We start from the raw sequence: 24,520 nt of genomic DNA, 5'->3' as shown, positions 1-24,520 counted from the left end.
GCTTTAAAAGCTCGCGGGATATTCATGACCTAGGAGAGTGACCATTGTGCCAAATCGAATCATAGCGAATCGAAGGCTGTTCAATCAAGGGATAACAGGCATGAAGCATGAAACTCCGGAGGAAGCCGTCAGAAATCTCGGTGCTGTGCAAGCCCAGGATTATCACCAAGCGGTCTGGGGAATCGGTCTCCGTACGCAGTCCGCCAAGGTATCCGATGTGGAGCAGGCCCTGAACGATCGCAAAATCGTGTTGACCTGGCCGATGCGAGGGACGATATTCTTCGTACCGTCCGAGGACGCGAAGTGGATGGTGAAGCTGACGGAATCGCGCTTTCAAACGAATGACAAGAAGAAGCAGGCCGAACTTGAGCTTGATGAAGGTACGCTCCATCGATGCCGAACCATAATTGGCAACGCGCTGAGTGGTTGCACACCCGTATCCCGTCCCAGACTGATGGAACTGCTGGAGGAAGCGGGGATCAGCACCAAGAACGGCCGCGGTTATTATATTCTTGGATATTTGGGACGGACAGGCATGATCTGTTTTGGTCCGCATGAAGGCAAACAGCAGAGTTTTGTGCTGCTCGATGAGTGGGTCCCGAATTCAAGGGAGCTGACGCTCGAAGAATCGCTGGCGGAGCTGGCGCTTCGTTATTTTACCGGTCACGGACCCGCAACGATTCAGGATTTTGCGTGGTGGGTCGGGTTAACGCTGACGGAAGCTAAACGAGGCTTTGAGGCGGTCAAATCAAATCTTCGTTTAGATTTTGTCAACGGCACGGAATACTGGAGCTCTGTTACTGCGCCGGCCGTGTCCGCTGATACGGATTCGGTGGTTCTGCTTCCAGGTTTTGATGAATATTACTTGGGTTACAAGGACCGCAGCGCGATCATAGAGACAGAGCACGATGCGAAGATCGCTCCCCATCGCAACGGGGTTTTTCAACCGATGATGGTGGCAGGAGGGGAAGTGGTTGGTACCTGGAAGAGGGAAATCAAGCGCAGCGGCATCGAAATCACGTTATGTCCGTTCTCGCCGTTGGGCGATCGAGCAGAGGCGTTTCGGGAGGCTACTAAGCATTACAGTGATTTCATGGAAATGCCGATTGGACGAGTAGAATCATGAGTTTGAAGGAGGAATAGCGTATGGAGTCCATCATGAAGCTGGAATCATTGATTACCGAAATGACAGAGATTGTAACGTCGACTGATGAGGTGGAGTTCAATCTGAAGCTTGCGCCTGATAAATGGTCCAAGAAGGAGATCCTGGGTCACCTTTGCGATTCGGCGGTCAATAACCATATCCGGTTTGTGAAAATCTTGCTATCCGATTATCCGATTGCCATTTCGGGGTACACGCAGAACGATTGGGTCCGGGTGAACGATTACCAGGATCAATATGATCAATCGGAAGTGTTGTCACTGTGGCAGCATTTGAACCGGATGATTCTGCGAGTCATGCACAAAGCCGATTCATCAGATTTTCAGAAAAAATGCGTGCTGCCCGATAAAACGGAGGTCACACTGGAGTGGTTGTTTAACGACTATGTGGATCATATGATCCATCATCTGGAGCAAATCGAGCTGTGATTACTGCATTGGAAATGGGTGTACAACAGGAAACGAAAGGTGCTCCAATATGTTCAAATTATGGAATCTTGCTATTCGATTTATTCTGGAATTGATCCTATTATTTTCGATAGGTTACTGGGGCTTCCACTACGGTTCAGGGCTCATGGCACAGGTCGGACTCGGTATTGGGCTTCCGCTGCTTGCAGCCGTCGTCTGGGGAATGACCATCTCTCCGAAGGCAAGGATCAAGCTGCCGCTGGCCGTGGTACTGCTTATCGAATTTCTTATGTTTGCAATCGCGGTGGCATGCCAGATTTACTCGGGCTTTATTACGTTTGCCATCGTTTTTGCCCTTGTGGCTCTGGTCAACCGCTTCATCGTGATAAAATGGAGAATGCAGCCGTAGCTTATTGCAGAAATAGATGGAGATGCACCCTGCGGGAGGTGGATGAAACGGCTACCATCGGCCTTATTAGACATGGGATAACGGATTGGAATGTTCAGAATAGGGCCCAGGGACGAAGCGATATTCCTCTTAATGCTGAGGGGAGGCAGCAGGCCCAACGAGTAGCTGAACGCTTAAAGAGAGAGTCTTGGGAGATTATCATCTCAAGTCCCCTGATCCGTGCTCGTGCTACTGCGCAGATCATTGCTGAAGGGATCTCTGTTCTTGATATCATGGAAGATGAACGGATCTGCGAGATCGATTGCGGACATATTGAAGGAACAACAGAGGAAGATCGATTGCTGACATGGGGACACTCCTGGCGAGAAATGGACCTAGGAATGGAGCGTTATGAGGATGTCGCCGAGCGGGGAACTCAGTTTTTGGAGGAAATCATGCACGCATATGAGAACAAGAATGTTCTCGTTGTGAGTCATGGCGCCGTCATTGGATTATCGTTGCAAAAGCTGCTGCCTCAGCGTTTTGCAGCTACCTATATGGATAATGCCTCCTTAACTCTTCTAACCAAATCCAACGGTGAATGGAATTGCCCCTTATTCAACTGCACGAAGCATTTATAAGACCGTTAGAAAGACTGCCAACGTCGGGTAATCAGATGGAGGCGGTCTTTTTGTATTGGATCCACGTTCAGGTTAAAAGACGAATTAAAGTCACGTCCTTTACTCGTTCAGGATGGTATGATGATTTGAAAGAACAGCCTATGTCCGCTGCTGGATATCCTTAGTAACGCAGTGGAATGGAAAAGCCAGCGTAATCATCTAAAATGCTGAAGTTAAAGGAGAATGAACCTATGACTTTGAAGATCGGTATGATTGGGTTGGATACATCGCATGTCTCCATTTTCTCGAACATGCTGCATGACAAGACGCATCCCTATCATGTTCCCGGCGGACGGGTTACGGCGGCATTTCCCGGAGGATCTCCGGACTTCGAGCTTAGCATAAGCCGGGTGGAGGGGTATACGAAGGAACTCGCAGCATGGGGAACTGAAATATTGGATTCTCCGGAAGACGTCGCCAAACAGGTTGATGCCGTCATGCTCGAAGCGGTTGACGGAAGATCGCATCTGTTCTTGTTTCGCGCGATTGCTCCTCACTGCCAAATGGTATTTATCGATAAGCCGTTTGCTGTGAGCAGCAAAGACGCGAGGGAAATTGCCGAACTGGCGGAGCAGTTTCAGGTTACCGTTATGAGCAGCTCGTCTCTTCGATATGCGCAAGGACTTCAGGATGAATTGGCTCGTGGCGGTGTGGGTGATATCATTGGCGTGGACTGCGCCGGACCGCTCCCTCTTCAACCGACACAGCCAGGATTTTTCTGGTATGGAATCCACGCAGCGGAGATGCTTTACCGCGTTCTGGGACCCGGATGCGTAAGCGTACATGTCGCCGCGACCGAATGGCATGAGGTATTAACAGCGGTTTGGAATGACGGGAGGATCGGGACGATTCGAGGCAACCGTGCAGGCAATGATCGCTTTGGGATGACCATCCATCGCACGGACGCCAGCAGCTTTGTGGACATCATGGCGCATCCGAAACCCTATTATGCGAGTTTGCTGGAGCAGATCATGAAGATGTTCACGACAGATGTCTCAGACGTTCCTTTACCTGAGACGCTGGAGATCATTCGTTTTCTGGAGGCGGCGAATGTCTCCCGCGAAACGGGTGAAACCGTGAGACTGACTGATATCGATCGAACAGGATGATAACGGAATAGACGCGCGTTATTCCCTGAAAGGCGGAGGTTGTCGGGGAGGTCGATGTGACTCGCCTTACCTGATAACCTTTTTGACCTGCAATTATACATAATATTTCCATATTAGCCTCGTTAATTGTATGATAGACAGATCAAGAAAGTTCGGCAGCTATTCGTTAGCCGTGTGGAGAGGTGGTTATGATGACATATCATATTCGGGTGAGACCGACAGCGTTGGTTTTTCAGAATGAGCATGTTTTGTTGGTTGAGTATGTAGATGAGAACGGATTGCATTACAATTTGCCGGGGGGCGGGGCCGAGCCCGGAGAGTCTATCGCAGAGGGAGCCTTGAGAGAATTGTATGAGGAAACCACGCTGGAAGCGCAGACTGGGCCTGTTGCATTTGTGTACGAGAATGCTCCGCATAAACAGTCCAGAGATAACATATCGGGCATCCATACGTTATACGTAGTATTTGAATGTTATCCACATGAAGGATCGTCCCCCAAACTTCCGGCTGTTCCAGATCCGAATCAAACCGACGTGAAGTGGATTCCGCTCGAGCAGCTGGACGACATTATTTTGTATCCGAACATTAAGAAGCACATTAAACAGTACGCGCAGGAACGACGAAATATAGACATGATCGAGGATTACGTATTGGACAAATATGTGTGAATTAAACGTAACAGGAGACTTTCATGAAATCGCATGTCAAAATAATCGCCTTGATCCTCCTCATCGGTTATACCATGTTGTTAACTTACTGGATGATTTGGGGATTCGGGAGGACCACACAGCCGGAAATCAGTTATAATCTGGTTCCATTCACGACGATGGCAAGCTATTTTCCCATTCGCAGTTTGAGCTCATTGATCAATATCGTTGGAAATATCGCTGTATTTGTACCCTTTGGAGTGCTCATTCCGCTTGCATTTCAAATTCGATTTCGTAAGATGCTAGCCTACTTTTTGACCGGGTTATTCGTGCTCGAAATGACGCAACTGATCACGCGGCGAGGAAGCCTGGATGTGGATGATTTTATATTAAACTCGGTAGGTGTTACCCTAGGCTATGGTTTGATTGGGGTCATCATGAAATCAAGGGGCAGACAACCGTAGCTGCATAATTCGATCATACCTAAAATAGTTTATAACAGGCAGCAGAATGGCTTAACTACGATGTAGGGAAGTCATTCTGTTTTTTTATGTGTGGCTGATTTTGTTGTGTTAACGTTACATTCTCTACTTGGGCTGGATAACAGCGATATGGGGAATTGTGGAAAAAAACTATTGTTCGATCAGGAACCGAAGCTTACAATGATATGAGGTACTGGAAAATGTTGTGTGGAAAGGTGGGATCTACGATGAAGAATTCCGTGATTAGTAAGCTGACTCATGGCATAGAGTTTACACATAACCTAAGGGATGATGTGAAGGCTTTTCTCATCAAGCATGGAGAGCAGGAAACGTTCGAGCATATCATGAATGTAGTTCGAGAGGCGCTAGCCATCGCACCGTTATTTGATGTCAGTCCTGATGCAGCTCGGCAGGCGGCTCTGCTGCACGATATCAGCAATGCGATTCCGGTGAGCGAAATGAAGGATGCCGCAGAAGAATGGTCCCTTCCCATTATGGAAGAGGAGCATCGATATATCAGGATCATTCATTAGAAGCTTTCCATGGAAATGGCTCAGCGGTTCTTCGGCTGCACCTCACCTGACATATTGAACGCGATTGAATGCCATACAACGTTAAAAGCCGGGGCAAGCCCATTGGATAAGGTTTTATTTGTTGCGGATAAGATCTCTTGGGAACTTGAAGGCGATCACGCCTATCAAGCGGAGATGCGCAATAAACTGAGCGAAATGGATTTAGACGGAGCGGTGCTTGTGTATTTGGACCATGTATGGAATCAACGTGACAAAATGAAATTGGTGCATCCGTGGTTAATTGCAGCTAGAAGTGAGCTAATTAACCAAAGTGTATAATCATTGCGCACCCGGATGCAGCCACCGATAAGAGGAAGGATTACACACCCTATGAACAATAAAACGATGGGCATTATTTTTATCTGTATCTCAGCTTTTTTGTACGGCATCCGGTACTTAACGGCCGCGATTGCGGGGATAAATACCCCCTGGACGTTTGCGGATTTGTTATCAGAAATTGGAAAAGGGCCGTTGATATTCAGCATCATCAGTTTGATTCTCGGTATCTTATGCATCATCGTCCCGATCATCCGTAAATGGCTAGCGGAAGACCTGAACCAGATCAAGGATAACTGGGAAGAGCTGGACCAGCCAGACAACGCCGATAAGAATCCATAACAGAATGTTATCTAGAATTTTAAGGAGGAATCCTCATGGGCGAAAACCAAGTTGCAGGCTTTTGGATCCGGCTAGGCGCCAATCTTTTGGATGGAATCATCGTGAGCCTTCCGTTATGGATCATTGCAGGGATTATCACGGGAGATTTTGAGAATGAGCCGATTTCTAATTTGATTTACAGTCTGTATGCATTGTTGGTCCCCGTGTATTGGAATGGTTATACCATCGGCAAGCGCATATGCGGCATTCGCATTCGCAAATTCGATTTTCTTGAGCCGCCGGGCATTGGAACGATGCTACTCCGCAACCTTGTAGCGGGAATCGTGTATGCACTGACGTTTGGAATTGGACTTATCGTGAGCATCTTTATGGTAGCGATGCGCGAGGATAAGCGTTCCCTGCACGATTTTATCGCGGGTACGGAAGTTGTGTATGATTAGGAGATGAATGGGTTACCCAAATCTGGATTGCTGTCGGAGCGGCAATTCAAGGCATTTCCATGATTGGAGTTGATTAGATATCGCGTTTACGATAAAAGGAATTGTCTTTGATATGGATAATACGCTGCTGCGTTCCAGTATTGATTTTGGAGCAATGAAGAGGGACATCTACGCCTTTCTGTGCCATCACAGAATCTTGCCCCAAGGTCTGTCCATGGACACCCACACTACCTCAACCATCATTGCTGAAGCCATGAATACAGGGCTGCTGTCGGAAGATCTTCGTCACGAGATGTGGGATATTGCCAAGGAACATGAGATGAGAGGGATGATTGGTGCAGATCTTGAAGCGGGTGCAAGAGAGCTTGTTCAGCGATTGCACGGGCAGCTGCATCTGGCCATTGTGACAAATAATTCGGTGGAAGCAGCAATGGCTGCTCTGGAAGAGAATAAGATTGTGCATTATTTTGATCTCATTATAGGCAGAGAGGCCATGGGTTTGTTAAAGCCGGCACCCGATGGATATTTGGAGGTGCTGAAGCATTTCCCTCATACATCCCCGAAGGAATGGTTGTCTGTCGGAGATGCGTGGGTGGATGGCAAGGCCTCCGAGAGCGCCGGAATTCCATTTATCGCCTATCGCGGGGACATCGCGAGAATGAACAGCATGGATGTTTTTCCATTTGCAGAGATTCAGCATATACCAGATGTCATAGGTTATCTTCAGCCGCGTACCACTAAATAAATCTCGGAGGTGCCACCTCGATGCTAAGTTTTATTACGGAGATTCCGGAGGGTATAAAGATTGGCAGTGTACACTGTGTTCCCGTGCTTGATAATGGAGATGTTGTCATGGTATGGGATCGTGACGAGAAGGTACTTACAACAATAGGAGGGCGGCTGGAACCCGGTGAGTCAATTATGGAAGGCTTGATCCGTGAAGCCTTGGAGAAAGCAGGTATCCAAATCAGTGATGAGCGGACCCTGTTTGCTGCATGGCATTGGAAGGAATTCGACGCATATCGCCTATTTTATCTAGTAGGCGTGAGACGATTCGTAGAAAGACCAGAGGGGTATGAAACAACCGGATATGTTAGGATGAATTTTGATACGGCCATCGAAAAGATAAAGGCGATTGAAGGCCGCGAGGAACGGATTGAGGTCATTCGCAGAGCCGGCATTTTGTCGGGCAGGTTGGCCGAGGAAGCGGAATGAAGTGGTATTTGTCCCACTTGTCACTAAATCTGTTTGTCTGCGTCACTCTGTTCACACTATACAGTTTCATGTTTCGGCCAGAGGCAGGAAGTCCTTTTCAGGGATTGTGGTTTGCTGCGATTCTCCTGTTGTCGCCAGTGGGTATCCTGTTAGCGCTCGTCAGCAGAAATCGAGGCAAACTCACGCGAATCCATATCACAGCCATTGTAGGCCATTCCGTGCTGCTGCTATTCCTTTTTCTGTACATGACACTGGGATACCTGATCCTCGGTGTCTGAGGTACCAGAGGACAAGTCATGCCTGCCCTCCTATTATTCGTTCCCAATGCCTAGAAACAAAGTATCCAACACCCGATGCACAAACGCATTCTGTTCTTCATCGGACAAGGGCCGGCCTAAGAAGTTCAATTGAAATGCATATTGAAAGCAGCTTCCTAGCAGCATGTCCGCAGCGGATCTCGGATTAACATGTTCCGATAATCTCCCAAGTTTCTGTTCTTCAAGCAAATAGGACTCAACTGCTTCATTTGCCCGGTGGGGTCCTTCATTCCGAGCTGTGAAGCCTTCCCGGTGCTGCGCTAACAGTCCTGGTTCTGAGAAGATGGAGCTGATCAGAGGCATGGATTGATAGTAATCCGATACGCCCGCTCGAGCCACTTTTTCCAGATTACTTCGCACGGTTTCTTTGCCGATCAGTTCCCTCAGGGACGTGAGCGCCTGCATAACATTTTTTAATTGTCCGCGTAGAATGTGAAGGTACAGATCGTCTTTGCTCTTAAAATGATTATATAGTGAGCCTTCTGAGCACCCGGCGGTTTTGGCGATTTCTTTGGTTGTTGCTTTGGCCAGTCCATGTGTACGAATGACGAGTTCCGCTGCATCGGCTATTTTACTTTTTAAATCCAAAATCATCCCTCACTCTGTTGACTTTGTTATGGTTCCACTTTATTATGAGTGTGCACTCACTCATTGTCAAGACTTCACAGCTTGAATGAGGTGGGAGACATGACGCTCAATAATGAGTGTGCACTCACTCATAACCGGGAAAGGAGGTATTCCAATGAAGAATCAATCTTACAGCAACCATGAAAGACATGTACCCGCGTTTCATTTTTTCCTTGTACCGCTTAGCTTTGTTTTGGTCGTCGCAGCATTCGTTTATCTGTTTGCGTCGAGTATGCGTGGAATATCGTTATTTACATCATTACTTTTCATACTCATGTCATTCTCGGTGGTCATGACATTATTCCTTATCCGGCAGTTCGTATGTAAGGTGCAAGATCGGGTAGTTCGGGCAGAAGAGAATCTGAGACATTTTGTTATGACAGGCAGGCTTCTTAATCCAAGTTTAACGATGAATCAAATCATTGCGCTTCGTTTTGCATCGGACGATGAGTTTCTGACGCTGTGTGAGAAGGCTCTTAAGGAGGACCTATCATCTAAAGATATCAAGCTCGCCATCCAGAAATGGAGAGCGGATCATCACCGAGTATAGCTCACTAAAGCAAAAGTAAAAGGGGGATTGGCAATGGTCTTAACAGCGTGTTTAAACGAGTCCATGATGACGGCTTTGGCTCATTACTGCCAGGGATATATGAATGATCAGTGGCTGAATGTATGGGAACAGAATCTGAACGAGCTTGAGGGCATTTTTCAAAATAAAGGAGACTACGCTTATGGTCTCTTTTGTTCCAAGCTTTTTCGTCCATTGGAAGCAGAGGTCTATGGTGCGGGCTTAACCCCCAAACCCGTAATGCCGGGTGCCTTTCCACAATCCGAGGAGCTTTGGGGACCATGGGAAGAGAGGGAGAGGCGATTTTGGAGCGTGATTCACTATGATAATGGAAGAGCATTAGGTACCTTAATCACACGTTTCTTTCACGACCATACTGCCTTTCGTATTCCTACTGTGCCTAGAGTATATGTCATTCCTCAAACCGAGCTGGCAGCAATTAAAGAGGTGATTTCTCATATGCAGCCGGAAGAATGGGGATCTATAAGTTGGGAGGATGAGAGGTATGCGTAAGTTAAACTTGGCTCAATTTTCCCGTGTTTTGTTTTTCGTGCTCGCTTTGATTTTCAGTGTTAGCGTTACGCTTCAAGTTCTTATCGCCGGAATTGCACTGTTTGTGAATTCAGGAAGTTGGACTGCCCATGTTAGCTTCGCAAGATATTTTGCTTTTATTCCTCTCATCATGGCAATCATGGCATGGATGGCAGGACTTTCAAGGCAGGTGCTTTGGAAGAGCATAGGTTTATTCGGAATGGTAATCGGGATGTTCTTAACAGCGGTATTTGCATCCCGGATCGGTTTTCTATCTGCATTCCATCCCGTCATTGCGATGATGATGTTTTGGGGCAGCGTTGACATGATCCGATCAGGCAAAGGATCTAAAATAAATGTGGATTGAAGCGAAATAAGCAATTTACCTTTACCATCTCCATCTTAGACGTTGTATAATCATGGAAGACGCCAAATTCATAATAAGGACCCAGTCTTAGATAGAGATACTCTACGGCTGGGTTTTGTCACATACTGGACGGCGAAGGAGGCATGGCTTCTTGATGAAGAAAAAAGCGTATATTACCGACCTGGATGGAACGCTTCTACGATCAGATCAGACACTTACATCCTATACTAGGGATGTTATCGCGAATGCGCTGGAGCAGGACGTGATTATCACGTATGCCACTGCCCGCGGCTATATTAGTGCTCAGAACGTTGTCTCGGATATCCCCTGGAAGTACCCTTTGATTCTATATAACGGCGCTTTGATATATGACGGGGTAAATCGAACGGTAATCGATGGTTACTGGCTTGAACGGGACATCTCGAATGAGATTATCGGCGTGGGAAGGAAGTTTGGTATTATTCCTTACTATTTTTCATTGGATGCGGATCATCGTGAGCGTGTTTTGCATGAGTCGCTGCGGCGAGAGGGAGAGAAGGCTTTTTATCATAGCCGGCCCCATGATCCGCGATTTATGGAAGTGCGGAGACTGAACTGCCCACCGGATTACCGGACGCTGGCTCTTACATACATTGGACTTTATGAGGAATTGGAGCCGATACGGTGCGAGGTTATGGAATTATACGGGGATGTGATTCATGCTCATATGATGCCGGATTACTACATCCATAACCATTTTTTCCTGGAATTCAGTCATGCCAAAGCAAACAAACGTGACGGGCTCCAATTATGGTCTTCCCATATGGGGATTGATCTTGAGAACACGGTAGTTTTCGGCGACCACATCAATGATGTGGGGCTGTTTGAAGCCGGAGGCACTCGGATCGCGGTACGTAACGCGCATGAAAGGATACGGCAGCTGGCTGACCATATTATTGACTCGAATGAACTTGATGGCGTCGCCCATTATATCCGGCAACAGATGGAACAGTCAGGAGTGAATACCTTTATATCCACTCTGGGAGGACAATGATGACGATACATCACGTTACACCTATTACTTAGAGTTCGCACTTTTATCGAAATTAACTTTAACCAGCTCGGTAAAAGCGGAAAATGCCTTGTTCCTGAACCGGTCGTTGCGCCGGATCAGGCTTGTCGAGGTATGCCGGAAGGCTTCCGGGATCGAGAAGCTGCCCATATTCGCAAATTCTCCACTCAAGACGGAAGTGGGTAGCAGTGTAGCGGCAAGACCAGATTGTACGATGCCTAATTGGGTCTCTAATGATGAGACTTCGATCATATTGGTCATCGGAATCCCTTCGCTTAACAGCCATCTTTCGAGGATGCTTCGAAACGGGCATCCCGCCGGAGCAACGGCCCATTTGGTCACCGCCAGATCGGGAAAGGGCTGCTCCTTCGACTTGGTCAGCAGTTTGACCTCATCCTCTTCGATATAATCGGCAACCAGCTTTGGCGGAATGTTTCCCGTCACAAATGCCCCGTCCAGCTGATAGTTTAATACTTGGGTAATCAGCTCCGAAGAGCTGCCGGTCAAGAGCGATAGCGTGACGTCCGGGTACATGGTTTGATAGTCCGACAAGGATTTAATGAAATGTCCGCAATGCACCGTATCCACGACGCCAATGGTTAAAGAACCGCTTGGATAAGGCGTTTCTTGTACAGCACGCACCGCTTCTTCAGACAGATTGAGAATGGTACACGCATAGTCCCGGAACGTGCGCCCTTTTTCTGTTAAGGTCACTCCACTGGAGTGTCGGTTCAATAAGGGGACTCCCAGTTCATTCTCAAGCTTTTTGACACGGGCCGTAACATTGGACTGCACATATCCAAGCTGCTCCGCAGCGCGGGTGATATTCCCTTCCTCTGCAATCTTTAGAAAAACCTTCAGATCGGTAAGCTCCATCTAAACCCTCCTTTCTCTCCTTCAGTCATCACTAAAAATGATGACATCATTATTATTTATCATTATACGGTATGCCATTTTTAGATTACAATCACAACTACACCATGAATATGTTCATACAAATACAGAGTGGAAGGATGTTGGAGATGAAAAAGGCATGGTGGCTCTTACTAATAGCGGGGGCACTGGAGGTTGTATGGGTATCCGGTTTGAAGCATTCCGATACCTGGTGGCAGTGGATCATTACCATCGCTTCGATTATATTCAGCTTCAAAGTTTTTTTGGACTCTGCTGCTAAACTTCCCATCGGTACGGTCTATGTGATCTTCACCGGACTGGGGACAGCCGGTACGGTGCTAGTTGAGATCCTCCTGTTTGGCGAGCAGGCGAATCCCGTCAAGCTGCTGCTGATTGGTATGTTGGCTGCAGGGGTGCTCGGACTCAAACTGGTCACGAAGGATACGGATAACCAGGCGAAGGAGAGTGGTGCGTAATGGAATGGATCGCTCTGATCGGCGCAGGGTTATGTGAAGTGTTGGGTGTGATTGCGTTAAGAAGGGTGAGCCTGACCCGCAGCGTGGGATCCTACATCTTTTTGGCCTGTTCGCTCGGTTCGAGTTTCCTGCTGCTGACGTACGCGATGGCCTTTATTTCCATGGGAACCGCTTATGCGATTTGGACAGGAATGGGGACGGCCGGCAGTACCTTGCTGGGGATGTTTGCTTTTGGAGAACCGAAGGAAGCGCGTCGGATATTTTTCATTGCTTTAATTCTGGCTTCAGCGATCGGCCTTAAGATTATAACGTAACCCATAGGGGCGTGTAGAATTTCATAGACCTGTGAAGGATATTCTGATTCGCATATAGAATTTAGATATAGTTTGGTGTTTTGAATCCATCCGATCAGACGCCAGGATGCATTTTTTATATGGGAAAGGACAGGTGTATCTTATGAAATTCAGCGAGTATCGCTATGAACGCCCCGACGTAAAAGCTTTTGAGCAAAAGTTTAAAGAGCAGCTTAACGCCTTCACCTCCGCCAGCACGTATGAGGAACAGGATGAGGCGATGACCCGCATTAACAAACTACGCAGTGAGATGGATACCCTGAGTCAACTGGTGTATATCCGGCACTCGATTGATACGAACGACGAGTTCTATAAGGCAGAGCAGGATTTCTTTGACGAGAACGGACCGGTCATCCAGGAATACATAACGGATTATTATCGGGCTCTCGTGGATTCGAAATTCAGAGCTCAGCTGGAAGACAAATGGGGGCGTCAGCTGTTCCAATTGGCAGAGCTTTCCCTCAAAACCTTCAGTCCTGAGATCATCGAGGACCTGCAGCAGGAAAATAAATTGACGACGGAATATTCGAAGCTGATCGCTTCTGCCAAAATTCAGTTCGAAGGCGAAGAGCGTACCCTGTCGCAATTGATTCCCTTCCAGCAATCGACGGACCGCAATATGCGTAAACGTGCAATGGAGGCGTCCAGCGGCTTCATGGCTGAGAACGAAGCAAACTTCGACCGTATCTATGACGATCTGGTTAAAGTGAGAACCAAGATTGCCAAGAAACTAGGATTTAACAATTACGTAGAGCTTGGTTATGCCCGCATGGCCCGCACGGACTATAACGCGGAGATGGTGGCTAACTTCCGTAACCAGGTGCTGGAGCATATCGTTCCGGTTGCAAGCAAGCTGAAAGAACGTCAGCAGAAACGAATCGATGTGGACCAACTGCTGTACTACGATGAGAACTTCTCATTCAAATCGGGGAACGCAACACCGAAGGGCGACCCGGATTGGATCGTCACCCATGGCGCGAAGATGTATGAAGAATTATCTCCGGAAACCCATGAGTTCTTTACCTTCATGCAGGAGAACGGCCTTATGGATCTGGTTGCCAAAAAAGGCAAGCAGAGCGGCGGATACTGTACCTATATCAGCGAGTATGGCGCACCGTTTATTTTCTCCAACTTTAACGGGACTTCCGGTGATATTGATGTGCTGACGCACGAAGCCGGTCATGCGTTCCAAGTATATGAGAGCAGAGGTTTCGAGGTACCGGAGTATGGGTTCCCAACCTATGAGGCGTGCGAAATCCATTCCATGAGCATGGAATTCTTCACATGGCCGTGGATGGACCGCTTCTTCGAGGATGAGGCCGATAAATACCGCTTCGACCATCTCGCAAGCGGACTTATCTTCATCCCTTACGGCGTAACGGTTGACGAATTCCAGCACTTTGTTTATGAGAATCCGGATGCTACGCCGGCTGAACGGAAACAGGCATGGCGCGAAATTGAGCGCAAATATCTGCCGCACCGGAACTATGATGACAATGCGTATCTGGAGCAAGGCGGCTTCTGGCATAAACAGGGTCATATTTTTAGCACGCCGTTCTATTATATCGACTATACGTTGGCTCAAATCTGTGCATTCCAATTCTGGAAGAAGATGCACGAGGACAAATCCGCTGCATGGGCAGATTATCTGAACCTGTGCCGTCAAGGTGGAAGCAAGTCCTTCACCGAACTGGTGAAGGTGGCAGGTTTGATCTCTCCATTCGAGGATGGCTGTGTCACTTCCGTCATTGGCAGCATCGAAGCTTGGCTGGACAGCGTAGACGATGCAGCTCTTTAAATCGTAAATAAGCATGGCTAAGACATGCAGGAGAACATGAGTGAGTAAAGACTCAGGTGTTCTTCCTGCATGTTTTTAATAGAAAGCATCTTTCATAGAACCCACTTATTGCCCATAAATTAGGAGGATTATAACTATGATTACGTATAAACCGCTAAGCGAGCTTCCGATTCGGGAAGTATCGGAGTTGTGGAATCACTCATTTGAAGGATACATGGTGAACGCCTCGATGCCGCTGGACCGCTTCATTGCCCGTATCGGAAGCGATGGTTTGTGCATGGAGAGATCACTCGCTTGTTACATGGATGGCGTACCGGCCGGCATCGTCATGAACAGCTTTCGGGAAGAAGATGGCGTTAAGATTGCACGTAACGGCGGGACAGCGCTAGCTCCCGATTTCCGGGGGAAGGGAATCGGCAAAAACATGATGGAGAAAAACGAAGAGCTGTACGAAGAACAAGGCGTCCGTCGTGCCTATTTAGAGGCGATCAGCACAAATGCGCCAGCGATTCGTCTCTACGAAAGCGTTGGATATCATATCATCGACCGGCTGCTCATCATGACGAATGAACAGCTCCCGGAGCAGCAAGATGCGAAGAATACCCGTTCACCGTATACGCTGGTCAGAGGCCTGGCAGCGGAGGCTGCATCTGTAGCCTTCTATCGATCCGGTGAAGTCTGGCAGACAGACGCTTCCAGTATCAAGGACGGTGAATGCGTCATTGTGTTTGAAGGAGAAGAACAGGTGGGCTTTGGTTTGTTTAAGCGGGTGTTTGATGCCTCAGGCAGTTTGGCAGCAATCACGCTGTTTCGTTGTGAGGCTGCTCCAGGACATCCGGATGCAGAAGCCGTGATGAAGACGGCGGTACTGGAGATGATACAACCCGGTTATGCCTGCAAGCGGTCCGCATTCAACATCCGGGCTTCGCATAAGGAACTGGTGAACGTGCTGCAGGAGCTTGGATATACGAGCTCGATGGAGCAGGTGCTTATGGTACATGAGTACAGCGGTACATAGGTTGAATGAATTCGTATAGTTCGAAAGGAAATGCGTGCATGAGAAAAAACACGGATATGAGCCTGTACCCGGCTCTCGCGAAAGATATTCAATGGGGCGTAGTCCGAGCCAGGTTTGCCATCGGAGATGAAATCGAAGAATCGAAGGTCAGCAATGTCGCGATTCTTCCGTTTGCCGGGGATCGCTGCATTATTTTTCAGGTAGCGGACGGAAGCTGGGAGCTTCCCGGAGGAACCCTGGAGCCCGGCGAGTCCTATATGGAAGGACTTAGACGGGAGGTTAGGGAGGAGCTTGGCGCAGAACTCGAGTCGTTCCGGGTCTTCGGCCAGTTCCGTTGCGAATCCAGCAGCAAGACACCTTATCGGCCGCATATTCCCCATCCTCATTTTGTCAGATTGGTTGGATACGGGGATGTACGCATCGTTGGGGAGCCGCTGAATCCAGAGGATGGGGAGCAGGTCATCGCGGTAGAGGCCGTTGATTTGGAGGAAGCCGTGAAGCGATTGGAGGAGACGGGCAGGCAAGATATTGCAGATCTGTACAAGCTGGCTTTTGCCATACGACAAGAAGACCGTTCGATTCAACTAACTAACGATGAACCATGAGTTGCATGAGGGAACGCGCTGAACCGAAAAGAGGTGTAGTCAGTGGAACACGTATTTCAGGAGCTGTTGCAGCATTATTTTCATGGACCTGTGCAATCGATCGAGACCGTTCCTTTCGGCATGACGAATGAATCCCGAATTGTAGCAATGAACCAAAAGAAATACGTCGCAAGAATATACAATCGTCATACGAAGAATGAAGAGAGGCTGCGGTTTGAGGTTGAACTAACAGCTTACTTGGAGCGTTGTTCCTTATCGTTTGATATTCCAGGTTTCGTCTCCACTAAGGATGATGCGAAGTACGTGGTTCTGTCGGACGGCTCCCTGGGCTCTCTGTCACGGTTTATCGAAGGGGAGGCCCCTGATCTATCCAGCATGACCGATGTGCTAAGTTACGGGCGGACAGTTGGGGAAATATCATATGCTCTTCAGCAATTCGAATCGGATTCCGTCGATGTGGTTTGTCCTGCGATTGCGTTCCATGATGTTTACAACCTCCATTCTCTATCGAATCAGACGAAAATTAATGAGTTTTTGGCATGCCCTCCTTTTGATATTGATGCTGAACAGATAGCTGTATTGCAAGGATACTATGAATCTGTGATTAACCATGCAGCTGAGCTGAATGCACTGCCTAAGCAAATGGTCCATCATGATATTTTGGTTTTTAATCTCTTGATCAATCCCCAGTCCAGGGAGATGAGCGGTGTATTGGATTTTGATTTTGCTGCTATGGACATACGGATATGGGAACTATCCATTTGTCTGAACCATCTTCTTCAGCATGAGGACCAGACCTTGACAAAGGTCGAGCTGTTTTTAGATGAATATCGAAAATATATGAGGTTAACTCGTGCAGAGATCCAGTGGATTCCCTATATCATGCAGTTATATTATGTTTCTTTATTAAGCATCTATATCGGGCAGCATTTGGCCGGAAGGAACATCGCCTCCTATTTTCACCTGATGTTGAAGCAACTTCAGATCAGAAGAGAATGGATGGAACGAAAGCAGCACGAGTTTGTTGAATTGTTGTATTCGAAATGTTTATGAATGTGTCACGTACATAACTTCTAGGATGTGAACCATGCTGTGAGATTACCTTATAAAATAGGATATGCGGTTACATTGGTATGGCTGGTATGGATTGTCTTCGGGTATGTGAATTACGATGCGATGGCAGACCGCGGCCAGCTCTCCATCGTCCTGCTGAGCGCTGTGATTGGCATTATCCTGCTTCCGATATATTTTATATCCGTGCTGTTGTTCTATGTCTATAAACGAGGTCCGAAAAAGAAGAAATAAGGGGGCGTTACCTTGAGGGATCGATATTTATTTTTGCTTGGAGGAAATTCCTTTCAAAGAGAGGCAAATAGACAATTTATAGAGCAAGCGGGCGGTTCTAACGCCAGAATTGTTTTATGCATTATGAACAGACCGGGCTGGGAGGAGTATGTTCCCCTGTTTCAGCAGATGTGGGCAGAATCGGGTGCTCAGGATGTGAAGGTGATCGTTCCCGATGATGACGGAAAGCTGGACATGGAACAGGCTGAACAGGTGTTGACACAGGCCACGGGGATATTTATTGGCGGGGGCAACACGGAGAAATACCATCACTATTACGCGACTGGTCGTTTTAAAGAGCTGCTGATCAACGGTTACGAGAACGGCGTTCCCATTGCAGGAAATTCGGCAGGCGCCTTGATTCTTCCGGAAACCTGCCTCATATCGCCACTGGATAATGAACAAAGCGTAATGCTGTTTAAGCAAGGGGTAGGGTTGCTTTCGAATGTCTTGATCAGCGTTCATTATACGGAGTGGAGCGACCAGTCCAATCTGCTGGAAGGTATGAGAACGAAGAAGGTGAAGCGCGGGATCGGCATCGATGAGCAGGCCTGTGCCGTATTTATCAATGGGCAGCTGGCTTATAGTTTGGGAGAAGCCGTCCATGAAGTCATCTTCGAGGATGATGACCTGGATCAATATACGATGATAAAGAGGACATCCTAAGGGTGTTTTCTTTCTTTTTTATGCCAATAGGAAGAATGCCATCTGACAACAATAAGAAAAGCATGGTTTTTTTAGCTCAAGTGTGTCAAGATAGTACGAAAAAATAAGCGACTGGGGGAACGGACGGCATGATCTATCATATAATTTCTAAGGAAGCCTGGATGATAGCACGAGAGAATAGATTGTACGAGCCGCCGAGCTTACAAACGGACGGATTCATCCACTACTCCACAGAGGAGCAAGTCAGCGGAGTCGCCAATACGTTCTACACGGGAAGGACGGATCTATTTGTTCTGGGTATCCAGGAAGATCAGGTGGATGTGGAGATTGTGTATGAGGACTTATATGAGATGAACCAGTTGTACCCGCATATATATGGAGGGCTGAATCTGAACGCCGTCCAGAAGATGTATCGTTTTGAGCCGGATGAAGAGGGGGTATTTGCGTTTCAGCCTTCTGCCGAGCTTGAATATAGTGGATAGACCGTGATATGAATTTTAACTTGAAACCAAGGAGGAAACGCAATGATACTCGAAGTGGCCATGCTGCAAGTGAAACCAGGACTTACGTCAGATTTTGAACGCAATTTCCAAATCGCCTCAGGGATCATATCCAAGATGGAGGGGTATATCCACCATGAGTTGAAGCGGTGCCTGGAGGATTCGCACAAATATGTTCTATTGGTGAAATGGGAGACGCTGGAGGATCACACGATAGGTTTTAGGGGATCCGCCGAATATCAGGAATGGAAAGAATTGCTGCATCACTTTTATGATCCATTCCCCGTCGTTGAACATTTTGAAGATGTGTACATAAAGTGACCGTTAAGGCAGGTGTTGGAGATGAGCCTGGAGGATCTTATAAAAGAGGTTTACGGCAGCCCGCCGCTGAAGATCGAACCCATGTCATTTGGCCATACCAATCAGGTATATAGTGTGACATTATCCGATGAGCAAATCATTCTCAGAACCAATGACAAGCCCGGCGTCCTGGAGCATACAGCGGACAATATTGCGATTCTTTCTTCATTAGGCTTGCCGGTACCGAGTGTGATCCGAACGGATGTGTCCATGGAATTGGTCCCCTTTGCTTATATGATACTGGAGCACTTCCCCGGACGGGACCTCCGATATGAGCTTGAGGGAATGACGCATGAACAAATGACTGAACTTGCCCAGCAGATCATTTCATACCAACGCAGCGTGTCAGAGCTTCCCCGAGGCACCGGATTCGGATGGGTTCCAATTGGAGAGCAGGGGCCCTTCTCATCCTGGACTCAGATCATCGATCGTGATATCCGCCAGCATATCGATCACATAATCGATGATGTTACTCCGGAGACTATCGTCCAATTGCAACACATGAAGCAGCGTTACACGCCTTATTTTGACCAAGTGGAGCCCATCTGTTTCCTTGATGATCTTACGATCAAGAATGTAATTGTGGCCCAAGGCAAGCTTCAGGGTATCGTTGATTTTGATTGGGTATGCTACGGGGATCCGCTGTACATGATTGCCCTCACCAAGACGGCGGTGGTCTCCGATATTGGAGAGCAGGGGATGCCATACGTGGAGGCGTTATGCAGGCATTGGGGAATGGAGCAAGAACAGCGGGCGCTAATTGATTTCTATTCTGTTATTCATGCCCTGCAGTTTATCGGCTTTCATAAAAAGGAGCAGAACGAAGTCTGCAAGCAGCGAATGCTCTCATTCCTATTAGAAAAAATCAACCGCGATACAAACAGAACCGCATGAGCTTAAGGAGTCCATGCGGTTCTTGTTAACTTATCGGGAGGTTGGTGCAAATCCCACTCGAGGTTTGTCTCGTTCCTTGGTATTCACGGAAACGTAGCGGATTGCGGTTAACGGTACATACAGCATCTCATATTCGTCCTGGTACCGGATAAATTGATCGCCTACTTCCTCCAGCGTGCCGTTTCGCACATAGCTTCCATCCGTAAAATAAATGCTCACTTCCTGATTGAGCAAACTTTTCAGCATATACGTTCCACTCCTTGTGAATAAAATAGAGTATCGGGTCTAACGGATCAGGCCATTATATACGATTAGCGTCACAGTTTCGTGACGATATCGTCAATGATGCCGTATTCCTTCGCTTCTTCCGCCGACATAAAATAATCCCGCTCCATATCCTTTTCGACGCGTTCGACGGATTGACCTGTCCGCTCGGATATAATCTGTGCCAGCTTCTCACGGGTTCTCAGGATGCGTTTTGCCGTAATGGCAATATCGGTAGCCTGCCCTTGCACACCACCCAGCGGCTGATGGATCATGATCTCGCTGTTCGGCAGCGCAAGTCGTTTGCCTTTGGCCCCGGCCAGCAGCAGGATCGCGCCGTAAGAAGCGGCAAAACCGGTGCAGATGGTGTTGACTTGAGGTTTGATGATCTGCATGGTATCGTAAATGCCAAAGCCCGCGGATACCGAGCCGCCCGGACTATTGATATACATGTGGATATCCTTCTCAGGATCCTCAGCCGCCAGAAACAACAGCTGTGCGATAATGCTGTTAGCGATGGCGTCATCGATGGCTGCACCCACAAACACGATCCGATCCTTCAGCAATCGGGAATAAATATCGTAAGATCGTTCGCCCCGGTTGGTTTGTTCTACAACATAAGGAACAACATTCATGGTTTCATCCTCCATATTCGTTAGGTTTTCAGGTTTCAGCAAGTAAACGAAGAGGCAGCCGCAAAAGATACGGAGAAACCACGAAATAAATTGTTCGAAAATCAAAGTAACGAAAAGATAACTTCATTCGTTTACATATAAGATATCTGTATCGAGATTAGGAAAGGAGTTGGCTTCCGATGACGATATTTCGCCCGAGCGTTACCCCTCCGGCTGATCTAAGCTTTGAGGAAATGAATGCTACCCTGCACAGATATTGTCTGTCCCTCACAAACTCCTCATGGGATTCCGATGATCTGGTGCAGGACACTTGGATCAAGGCACTGGAGCATCTGAAGCAGCGGAGCCATGTCAACCCCGAAGCGCTGCTGCTGCGGATTGCCAAGAATACATGGATTGACCGGGTTCGCCGGGATCAGACCTATAGACGAATTCTGGATGAGAAGCTGGAACATGTTTTGCCTAGGGAAGAAGCGTCGAACGAGGACAGCAAACTGAACATCGAGTTCGCTTTTAAATGGCTGCTGGAACACTTGTCGCCCCTGCAGAGAACGGTGCTGGTGCTCCGTGAAGTGTACGAATATTCTGTTTCGGAAACTGCGGTGAAACTGAAAACGACGGAGGGAGCGGTGAAAGCGGCCCTTCATCGAGCTCACAAAGTGCTGCAATCACTGGATCCGGAGGAAGAGGAACTTGAATTGGCTATGCCGGAAGACGAGGAGATGACCCTGAATCTTCAGGCATTGGCAGAGGCATACCAATCCGGGGACGTTGAAGCGGTCGTGAGACTTATTCAATGGAATAGCAGTGAAGCATCAGCCATCGGCTGCATGGTTCCGATGCAGGTTGAAACACCGAGCGCAAGTTATATGATGTACGGCGGATATTCGTCTGACATGAGAATGGCCGCGTAAAGCGAAGATTCGAGCAGGTTGATCATACATTTATCGGGAAGGCCGGAGCAGAGGTTGCTCGGGCCTTTTTTTTGATGCAACATAACAATGAAAAAGACGACACGAATCTCCGTTCATCATATCGTCATTCAGCGCTTGGCGGATGTATAATATAAACCAAGTAGAACCGTTAGGAATGAGGGGTTAGGTTGCAGACCGAAGTGAAGTTGTACACCATGTGCATGATACAAGACGGAAGCAGCGTTCTGCTGATGAACAGACCGGATGCCAAAGGATTCCCCGGATATATTGCGCCCGGCGGCAAAGTGGATTTTCCGGAAAGCATTGTAAACGGAGCCATTCGGGAGGTGCGGGAAGAAACCGGCTTGATTGTAAAGGACATCGTCTATAAAGGCCTGGAGGAATCGTGTGAGCCGAACACAGGTCTACGGTACATGGTGTTTAATTATTTGGCCACCTCCTTTGAAGGGGAATTGCTGGAGCATCCCCCTGAAGGAGAGCTGTTATGGGTGGACCGGGATGAGGCATTAAAGCTGCCTATGCAGGATTGGTTTAAACGCCGGTTTCCGTTGTTTTTTGAAGAAGGTACGTTTGAATTAAGCGAGATTTGGGACGAGAAGACCGGGATTGTTCTGGATGAAACCATCAAGCGGTATCCGGCGAAATCACCTCAGGCGGCAGGGATCGTTGATTAACGAAGGGAGCGGTGTTTCATGATGGTCAGGGCGGTGTTCTTCGATTTATTCGAGACGTTAATTACGGAATTCGCAAACGGCAAGCGGGTGTCCAAGAGGTCCTATGATTATATGAATAGACTCGGGCTATCCGAAGCGGAGTTTAAACGGGAGTGGAGCATCCGGTTTGAGCAAAGAATGAATGGTCATTTTCCCAACTATCACGCGGTGATCCGGGATATCCTTGATTCCCGGAGTTTACCTTATCATCAGGAACACGTAGAGTTTCTCTACCAGTCGAGAGTCAGCGAGAAGATAATCCCTTTCAATACGATATCGAATGAGATCTGCAGGATGCTGGATCTTTTGCGTGAAAGGGGTCTGAAGGTGGGCTTGATCAGCAATTGCTCGGAAGAAGAGGTAATTTCTTTTGGCCAGAGCGGATTGGCGCCTTACTTCGATGACGTTATCTTCTCATATGAAGTTGGGGTAGCCAAACCGAACCCGGAAATCTATCGATTGGCTTGTGACCGCTTGTGCGTAACACCACAGGAATCTCTGTTTATCGGGGATGGCGGTTCAGATGAGCTGAGAGGCGCCAGCAATGCCGGTCTTAGGCCATATCACGCCTATTGGTACAACACGTTTATTGAGAGCGAGCATGAGAAGATCCATCAACCGCTGCAAGTGCTGGATCTTATCGAATCTTCTATTAAAAAGGAGTCGCCCAACAATGAAACTGCAGGCCATTAACCATCTCTGTTTTTCTGTTTCGGAATTGGAACGGTCCATCGCTTTTTATAGGGACGTATTTGAAGCCAAACTTCTGGTTAAAGGGAGAAAGCTGGCATATTTTGATCTGAACGGACTGTGGATTGCTTTAAATGAAGAAGATGTCGACAGGAGCACCTCGAATAGAACATATACGCATATTGCCTTTACTATGGAAGAGGAGGAGTATGAAACAACGCTGCTTCGTCTGCAAGCGCTCCAGGTGGAGATTTTGCCGGGAAGGGCAAGGGAGGAGAAGGACAAGAAGTCGATCTACTTCCTGGACCCGGATGGGCATATGTTCGAGTTTCATACGGGCTCCATGAAGGACAGGCTGGACTATTACCGCGCGGATAAAGAGCATATGACCTTTTACGATGCCGAATAGTTAGGGGAACGAACGATTCCAATTGCAGATCGAGGAGATGAACCGATGAACCTTGCCAACAAAATAACGATAGCCAGAATAATGCTGATTCCATTATTCATTCTTTTTTTTGCTGAGTATCCGCTATGGCTGACCGAGAACAGCCGCTTCTTCGGATTTATTCATGTTTATGGAACCTACATCGCGCTGGGCGTGTTCATTCTTGCTTCGGCTACGGACAAGCTGGACGGTTACATCGCGAGGAAATACAATCAAATCACGAATCTCGGAAAACTACTGGATCCGCTCGCGGATAAACTGCTTATATCGGTTGCCTTAATCATGATGGTTCAATCAGGGATGGTTGCGACGTGGATAGCCGTTGCCATCATTGCGCGGGAATTTGTGATCACAGGGCTTAGGATGGTTGCATCCGAGCAGGGAATCGCATTGTCCGCTGACAGTCTCGGCAAATTGAAAATGGTGCTTCAGGTGATAGCCATTGCAGCGGTATTGCTGGATAATTATCCGTTTCAGCTCGTCACTATGATTCAAGTGGATGAATTTCTCATGCTTGCAGCAGTCGCCTTGACGATATATTCGGGCATCCATTATCTGTTGAACAATTATAAACTCATAAAATTGAGCTGATGTAAGCAGGATGAGCGTTACCCCGGCTTGACTGATAGGGACAGCTGTCCATTTTATCACGCCGGATTTTTTTCGAGATCCGGGGCTGGGAAAATATCCTACTTTGTGCCTATTTTGGCGTCAGAAGGTAACGATTTCATCCGGGACTGTCGATA

General features: G+C 47.8%; 38 protein-coding genes. 34 read left to right on the top strand and 4 right to left on the bottom strand.

Translation table 11 applies throughout. The annotated features are described in order from the left end of the window. Positions 1-46 precede the first annotated feature (46 nt). From MKX98_RS22990 to MKX98_RS22925, 14 genes are all read left to right on the top strand, one after another. Positions 47-1,126, top strand: a complete 1,080-nt coding sequence (locus tag MKX98_RS22990; protein ID WP_339218560.1) for a winged helix DNA-binding domain-containing protein — start codon at positions 47-49, stop codon at positions 1,124-1,126. 20 nt (positions 1,127-1,146) lie between these two features. Then, positions 1,147-1,590, top strand: a complete 444-nt coding sequence (locus MKX98_RS22985; RefSeq protein ID WP_194543715.1) for a DinB family protein — start codon at positions 1,147-1,149, stop codon at positions 1,588-1,590. Positions 1,591-1,639: 49 nt separating this feature from the next. Continuing rightward, the gene (locus MKX98_RS22980; protein ID WP_194543714.1) at positions 1,640-1,978 is read left to right on the top strand and encodes a YrdB family protein; all 339 of its coding nucleotides are present in this window, start codon (positions 1,640-1,642) and stop codon (positions 1,976-1,978) included. 38 nt (positions 1,979-2,016) lie between these two features. Next, entirely contained in the window at positions 2,017-2,598 is a 582-nt protein-coding gene (locus MKX98_RS22975; protein ID WP_233355018.1) for a histidine phosphatase family protein, read from the top strand. A 230-nt stretch (positions 2,599-2,828) separates the two neighbouring features. Then, on the top strand, positions 2,829-3,746 hold the full coding sequence (locus MKX98_RS22970) for a gfo/Idh/MocA family oxidoreductase (RefSeq protein WP_339218556.1): 918 nt from the start codon (positions 2,829-2,831) through the stop codon (positions 3,744-3,746). Positions 3,747-3,937: 191 nt separating this feature from the next. Then, on the top strand, positions 3,938-4,414 hold the full coding sequence (locus tag MKX98_RS22965; protein WP_194544886.1) for an NUDIX domain-containing protein: 477 nt from the start codon (positions 3,938-3,940) through the stop codon (positions 4,412-4,414). A 23-nt stretch (positions 4,415-4,437) separates the two neighbouring features. Next, the gene (locus tag MKX98_RS22960) at positions 4,438-4,857 is read left to right on the top strand and encodes a VanZ family protein (RefSeq protein ID WP_220684490.1); all 420 of its coding nucleotides are present in this window, start codon (positions 4,438-4,440) and stop codon (positions 4,855-4,857) included. A 245-nt stretch (positions 4,858-5,102) separates the two neighbouring features. Then, on the top strand, positions 5,103-5,408 hold the full coding sequence (locus MKX98_RS22955; RefSeq protein ID WP_339218554.1) for an HD domain-containing protein: 306 nt from the start codon (positions 5,103-5,105) through the stop codon (positions 5,406-5,408). A gap of 9 nt (positions 5,409-5,417) precedes the next feature. Then, positions 5,418-5,726: a hypothetical protein gene (locus tag MKX98_RS22950; protein ID WP_339218552.1), complete on the top strand. Its 309-nt coding sequence runs from the start codon at positions 5,418-5,420 to the stop codon at positions 5,724-5,726. Positions 5,727-5,777: 51 nt separating this feature from the next. Then, a complete protein-coding gene (locus MKX98_RS22945; RefSeq protein ID WP_339218550.1) occupies positions 5,778-6,065 on the top strand; it encodes a hypothetical protein in 288 nt (95 codons plus the stop codon). A gap of 35 nt (positions 6,066-6,100) precedes the next feature. Beyond that, positions 6,101-6,505, top strand: a complete 405-nt coding sequence (locus MKX98_RS22940) for an RDD family protein (RefSeq protein WP_071219906.1) — start codon at positions 6,101-6,103, stop codon at positions 6,503-6,505. A 112-nt stretch (positions 6,506-6,617) separates the two neighbouring features. Further along, positions 6,618-7,250 (top strand): HAD-IA family hydrolase, encoded by a 633-nt coding sequence (locus MKX98_RS22935; protein WP_220684492.1) that lies wholly within the window; start codon positions 6,618-6,620, stop codon positions 7,248-7,250. Between the two features lie 20 nt (positions 7,251-7,270). Continuing rightward, positions 7,271-7,720: an NUDIX hydrolase gene (locus MKX98_RS22930; RefSeq protein WP_339218546.1), complete on the top strand. Its 450-nt coding sequence runs from the start codon at positions 7,271-7,273 to the stop codon at positions 7,718-7,720. Then, positions 7,717-7,998, top strand: a complete 282-nt coding sequence (locus MKX98_RS22925) for a hypothetical protein (RefSeq protein WP_194543708.1) — start codon at positions 7,717-7,719, stop codon at positions 7,996-7,998. The genes MKX98_RS22930 and MKX98_RS22925 overlap by 4 nt, the downstream gene beginning before the upstream one ends. 33 nt (positions 7,999-8,031) lie before the next feature. Here the strand turns inward: MKX98_RS22925 and MKX98_RS22920 are convergent, their stop codons facing one another. Further along, positions 8,032-8,625: a TetR/AcrR family transcriptional regulator gene (locus tag MKX98_RS22920; protein WP_339218544.1), complete on the bottom strand. Its 594-nt coding sequence runs from the start codon at positions 8,623-8,625 to the stop codon at positions 8,032-8,034. A gap of 154 nt (positions 8,626-8,779) precedes the next feature. Here MKX98_RS22920 and MKX98_RS22915 point away from each other — a divergent pair, with 154 nt between their 5' ends. From MKX98_RS22915 to MKX98_RS22900, 4 genes are all read left to right on the top strand, one after another. Then, complete coding sequence (locus tag MKX98_RS22915) at positions 8,780-9,214, top strand: DUF6526 family protein (protein WP_194543707.1); 435 nt, start codon at positions 8,780-8,782, stop codon at positions 9,212-9,214. A 63-nt stretch (positions 9,215-9,277) separates the two neighbouring features. Further along, positions 9,278-9,745 (top strand): DUF6022 family protein, encoded by a 468-nt coding sequence (locus tag MKX98_RS22910; RefSeq protein WP_339218541.1) that lies wholly within the window; start codon positions 9,278-9,280, stop codon positions 9,743-9,745. After that, positions 9,738-10,130, top strand: a complete 393-nt coding sequence (locus MKX98_RS22905) for a DUF6220 domain-containing protein (protein WP_194543705.1) — start codon at positions 9,738-9,740, stop codon at positions 10,128-10,130. The genes MKX98_RS22910 and MKX98_RS22905 overlap by 8 nt, the downstream gene beginning before the upstream one ends. A 154-nt stretch (positions 10,131-10,284) precedes the next feature. Then, on the top strand, positions 10,285-11,163 hold the full coding sequence (locus MKX98_RS22900; protein WP_220687358.1) for an HAD family hydrolase: 879 nt from the start codon (positions 10,285-10,287) through the stop codon (positions 11,161-11,163). Positions 11,164-11,187: 24 nt separating this feature from the next. On the opposite strand, the gene MKX98_RS22895 is transcribed toward MKX98_RS22900, so the two are convergent. Continuing rightward, complete coding sequence (locus MKX98_RS22895) at positions 11,188-12,057, bottom strand: LysR family transcriptional regulator (protein ID WP_339218539.1); 870 nt, start codon at positions 12,055-12,057, stop codon at positions 11,188-11,190. Between the two features lie 146 nt (positions 12,058-12,203). On the opposite strand from MKX98_RS22895, the gene MKX98_RS22890 reads away from it, so the two are divergent. The 11 genes from MKX98_RS22890 (at position 12,204) to MKX98_RS22840 (ending at position 20,089) form a co-directional block, all read left to right on the top strand. Beyond that, entirely contained in the window at positions 12,204-12,551 is a 348-nt protein-coding gene (locus MKX98_RS22890) for an SMR family transporter (RefSeq protein WP_194543703.1), read from the top strand. Continuing rightward, a complete protein-coding gene (locus MKX98_RS22885) occupies positions 12,551-12,865 on the top strand; it encodes a multidrug efflux SMR transporter (RefSeq protein WP_194543702.1) in 315 nt (104 codons plus the stop codon). Before MKX98_RS22890 ends, MKX98_RS22885 begins: the two co-directional genes overlap by 1 nt. A gap of 142 nt (positions 12,866-13,007) precedes the next feature. Next, a complete protein-coding gene (locus tag MKX98_RS22880) occupies positions 13,008-14,702 on the top strand; it encodes a M3 family oligoendopeptidase (protein WP_220684496.1) in 1,695 nt (564 codons plus the stop codon). Positions 14,703-14,838: 136 nt separating this feature from the next. Then, on the top strand, positions 14,839-15,720 hold the full coding sequence (locus tag MKX98_RS22875; protein WP_220684497.1) for a GNAT family N-acetyltransferase: 882 nt from the start codon (positions 14,839-14,841) through the stop codon (positions 15,718-15,720). A 38-nt stretch (positions 15,721-15,758) separates the two neighbouring features. After that, entirely contained in the window at positions 15,759-16,325 is a 567-nt protein-coding gene (locus tag MKX98_RS22870) for an NUDIX hydrolase (RefSeq protein WP_339218537.1), read from the top strand. A gap of 42 nt (positions 16,326-16,367) precedes the next feature. Then, a complete protein-coding gene (locus tag MKX98_RS22865; RefSeq protein ID WP_339218536.1) occupies positions 16,368-17,378 on the top strand; it encodes a phosphotransferase in 1,011 nt (336 codons plus the stop codon). 39 nt (positions 17,379-17,417) lie between these two features. Beyond that, on the top strand, positions 17,418-17,630 hold the full coding sequence (locus MKX98_RS22860) for a hypothetical protein (protein WP_194545159.1): 213 nt from the start codon (positions 17,418-17,420) through the stop codon (positions 17,628-17,630). Positions 17,631-17,642: 12 nt separating this feature from the next. Continuing rightward, complete coding sequence (locus MKX98_RS22855) at positions 17,643-18,335, top strand: cyanophycinase (RefSeq protein WP_339218534.1); 693 nt, start codon at positions 17,643-17,645, stop codon at positions 18,333-18,335. Positions 18,336-18,463: 128 nt separating this feature from the next. Beyond that, on the top strand, positions 18,464-18,817 hold the full coding sequence (locus tag MKX98_RS22850) for a DUF952 domain-containing protein (RefSeq protein WP_339218532.1): 354 nt from the start codon (positions 18,464-18,466) through the stop codon (positions 18,815-18,817). A 42-nt stretch (positions 18,818-18,859) separates the two neighbouring features. Next, positions 18,860-19,156 (top strand): antibiotic biosynthesis monooxygenase, encoded by a 297-nt coding sequence (locus tag MKX98_RS22845; protein ID WP_071219926.1) that lies wholly within the window; start codon positions 18,860-18,862, stop codon positions 19,154-19,156. Positions 19,157-19,177: 21 nt separating this feature from the next. Continuing rightward, positions 19,178-20,089 carry an aminoglycoside phosphotransferase family protein gene (locus MKX98_RS22840; RefSeq protein ID WP_339224547.1) on the top strand — a complete coding sequence of 304 codons (912 nt, stop codon included), beginning with the start codon at positions 19,178-19,180 and terminating at the stop codon, positions 20,087-20,089. Between the two features lie 30 nt (positions 20,090-20,119). Here the strand turns inward: MKX98_RS22840 and MKX98_RS22835 are convergent, their stop codons facing one another. Further along, the gene (locus tag MKX98_RS22835) at positions 20,120-20,335 is read right to left on the bottom strand and encodes a hypothetical protein (protein ID WP_071219928.1); all 216 of its coding nucleotides are present in this window, start codon (positions 20,333-20,335) and stop codon (positions 20,120-20,122) included. A 71-nt stretch (positions 20,336-20,406) separates the two neighbouring features. Continuing rightward, positions 20,407-20,988, bottom strand: a complete 582-nt coding sequence (clpP, locus tag MKX98_RS22830; protein WP_339218528.1) for an ATP-dependent Clp endopeptidase proteolytic subunit ClpP — start codon at positions 20,986-20,988, stop codon at positions 20,407-20,409. A gap of 179 nt (positions 20,989-21,167) precedes the next feature. Between clpP and MKX98_RS22825 the strand changes: the two genes are divergently transcribed. The 5 genes from MKX98_RS22825 to pgsA all read left to right on the top strand — a co-directional run bounded on the left by MKX98_RS22825 (position 21,168) and on the right by pgsA (position 24,365). Next, positions 21,168-21,902 (top strand): sigma-70 family RNA polymerase sigma factor, encoded by a 735-nt coding sequence (locus tag MKX98_RS22825; protein WP_339218525.1) that lies wholly within the window; start codon positions 21,168-21,170, stop codon positions 21,900-21,902. 215 nt (positions 21,903-22,117) lie between these two features. Then, positions 22,118-22,597, top strand: a complete 480-nt coding sequence (locus MKX98_RS22820) for an 8-oxo-dGTP diphosphatase (RefSeq protein WP_194544882.1) — start codon at positions 22,118-22,120, stop codon at positions 22,595-22,597. An 18-nt stretch (positions 22,598-22,615) separates the two neighbouring features. Continuing rightward, on the top strand, positions 22,616-23,329 hold the full coding sequence (locus tag MKX98_RS22815) for an HAD family hydrolase (RefSeq protein ID WP_220684505.1): 714 nt from the start codon (positions 22,616-22,618) through the stop codon (positions 23,327-23,329). Next, positions 23,310-23,735, top strand: a complete 426-nt coding sequence (gene fosB, locus MKX98_RS22810) for a metallothiol transferase FosB (protein ID WP_194543692.1) — start codon at positions 23,310-23,312, stop codon at positions 23,733-23,735. The genes MKX98_RS22815 and fosB overlap by 20 nt, the downstream gene beginning before the upstream one ends. 45 nt (positions 23,736-23,780) lie before the next feature. Next, on the top strand, positions 23,781-24,365 hold the full coding sequence (pgsA, locus tag MKX98_RS22805) for a CDP-diacylglycerol--glycerol-3-phosphate 3-phosphatidyltransferase (RefSeq protein WP_194543691.1): 585 nt from the start codon (positions 23,781-23,783) through the stop codon (positions 24,363-24,365). Positions 24,366-24,520 lie beyond the last annotated feature (155 nt).

The sequence above is a fragment of the Paenibacillus sp. FSL W7-1332 genome, assembly GCF_037969785.1.
GTDB lineage: Bacteria > Bacillota > Bacilli > Paenibacillales > Paenibacillaceae > Paenibacillus_AQ.
This window is presented reverse-complemented; position numbering and strand designations above follow the sequence as displayed.

Excerpts from the sequence above, each read along its gene's own strand:
- MKX98_RS22985 (WP_194543715.1), top strand. The coding sequence starts at position 1,147 with ATGGAGTCCATCATGAAGCTGGAATCATTGATTACCGAAATGACAGAG.
- MKX98_RS22980 (WP_194543714.1), top strand. The coding sequence starts at position 1,640 with ATGTTCAAATTATGGAATCTTGCTATTCGATTTATTCTGGAATTGATC.
- MKX98_RS22970 (WP_339218556.1), top strand. The coding sequence starts at position 2,829 with ATGACTTTGAAGATCGGTATGATTGGGTTGGATACATCGCATGTCTCC.
- MKX98_RS22965 (WP_194544886.1), top strand. The coding sequence starts at position 3,938 with ATGACATATCATATTCGGGTGAGACCGACAGCGTTGGTTTTTCAGAAT.
- MKX98_RS22960 (WP_220684490.1), top strand. The coding sequence starts at position 4,438 with ATGAAATCGCATGTCAAAATAATCGCCTTGATCCTCCTCATCGGTTAT.
- MKX98_RS22955 (WP_339218554.1), top strand. The coding sequence starts at position 5,103 with ATGAAGAATTCCGTGATTAGTAAGCTGACTCATGGCATAGAGTTTACA.
- MKX98_RS22950 (WP_339218552.1), top strand. The coding sequence starts at position 5,418 with ATGGAAATGGCTCAGCGGTTCTTCGGCTGCACCTCACCTGACATATTG.
- MKX98_RS22945 (WP_339218550.1), top strand. The coding sequence starts at position 5,778 with ATGAACAATAAAACGATGGGCATTATTTTTATCTGTATCTCAGCTTTT.
- MKX98_RS22940 (WP_071219906.1), top strand. The coding sequence starts at position 6,101 with ATGGGCGAAAACCAAGTTGCAGGCTTTTGGATCCGGCTAGGCGCCAAT.
- MKX98_RS22935 (WP_220684492.1), top strand. The coding sequence starts at position 6,618 with ATGGATAATACGCTGCTGCGTTCCAGTATTGATTTTGGAGCAATGAAG.
- MKX98_RS22930 (WP_339218546.1), top strand. The coding sequence starts at position 7,271 with ATGCTAAGTTTTATTACGGAGATTCCGGAGGGTATAAAGATTGGCAGT.
- MKX98_RS22925 (WP_194543708.1), top strand. The coding sequence starts at position 7,717 with ATGAAGTGGTATTTGTCCCACTTGTCACTAAATCTGTTTGTCTGCGTC.
- MKX98_RS22915 (WP_194543707.1), top strand. The coding sequence starts at position 8,780 with ATGAAGAATCAATCTTACAGCAACCATGAAAGACATGTACCCGCGTTT.
- MKX98_RS22910 (WP_339218541.1), top strand. The coding sequence starts at position 9,278 with ATGATGACGGCTTTGGCTCATTACTGCCAGGGATATATGAATGATCAG.
- MKX98_RS22905 (WP_194543705.1), top strand. The coding sequence starts at position 9,738 with ATGCGTAAGTTAAACTTGGCTCAATTTTCCCGTGTTTTGTTTTTCGTG.
- MKX98_RS22900 (WP_220687358.1), top strand. The coding sequence starts at position 10,285 with ATGAAGAAAAAAGCGTATATTACCGACCTGGATGGAACGCTTCTACGA.
- MKX98_RS22895 (WP_339218539.1), bottom strand. The coding sequence starts at position 12,057 with ATGGAGCTTACCGATCTGAAGGTTTTTCTAAAGATTGCAGAGGAAGGG.
- MKX98_RS22890 (WP_194543703.1), top strand. The coding sequence starts at position 12,204 with ATGAAAAAGGCATGGTGGCTCTTACTAATAGCGGGGGCACTGGAGGTT.
- MKX98_RS22885 (WP_194543702.1), top strand. The coding sequence starts at position 12,551 with ATGGAATGGATCGCTCTGATCGGCGCAGGGTTATGTGAAGTGTTGGGT.
- MKX98_RS22880 (WP_220684496.1), top strand. The coding sequence starts at position 13,008 with ATGAAATTCAGCGAGTATCGCTATGAACGCCCCGACGTAAAAGCTTTT.
- MKX98_RS22875 (WP_220684497.1), top strand. The coding sequence starts at position 14,839 with ATGATTACGTATAAACCGCTAAGCGAGCTTCCGATTCGGGAAGTATCG.
- MKX98_RS22870 (WP_339218537.1), top strand. The coding sequence starts at position 15,759 with ATGAGAAAAAACACGGATATGAGCCTGTACCCGGCTCTCGCGAAAGAT.
- MKX98_RS22850 (WP_339218532.1), top strand. The coding sequence starts at position 18,464 with ATGATCTATCATATAATTTCTAAGGAAGCCTGGATGATAGCACGAGAG.
- MKX98_RS22845 (WP_071219926.1), top strand. The coding sequence starts at position 18,860 with ATGATACTCGAAGTGGCCATGCTGCAAGTGAAACCAGGACTTACGTCA.
- MKX98_RS22840 (WP_339224547.1), top strand. The coding sequence starts at position 19,178 with ATGAGCCTGGAGGATCTTATAAAAGAGGTTTACGGCAGCCCGCCGCTG.
- MKX98_RS22835 (WP_071219928.1), bottom strand. The coding sequence starts at position 20,335 with ATGCTGAAAAGTTTGCTCAATCAGGAAGTGAGCATTTATTTTACGGAT.
- clpP (WP_339218528.1), bottom strand. The coding sequence starts at position 20,988 with ATGAATGTTGTTCCTTATGTTGTAGAACAAACCAACCGGGGCGAACGA.
- MKX98_RS22825 (WP_339218525.1), top strand. The coding sequence starts at position 21,168 with ATGACGATATTTCGCCCGAGCGTTACCCCTCCGGCTGATCTAAGCTTT.
- MKX98_RS22820 (WP_194544882.1), top strand. The coding sequence starts at position 22,118 with ATGTGCATGATACAAGACGGAAGCAGCGTTCTGCTGATGAACAGACCG.
- MKX98_RS22815 (WP_220684505.1), top strand. The coding sequence starts at position 22,616 with ATGATGGTCAGGGCGGTGTTCTTCGATTTATTCGAGACGTTAATTACG.
- fosB (WP_194543692.1), top strand. The coding sequence starts at position 23,310 with ATGAAACTGCAGGCCATTAACCATCTCTGTTTTTCTGTTTCGGAATTG.
- pgsA (WP_194543691.1), top strand. The coding sequence starts at position 23,781 with ATGAACCTTGCCAACAAAATAACGATAGCCAGAATAATGCTGATTCCA.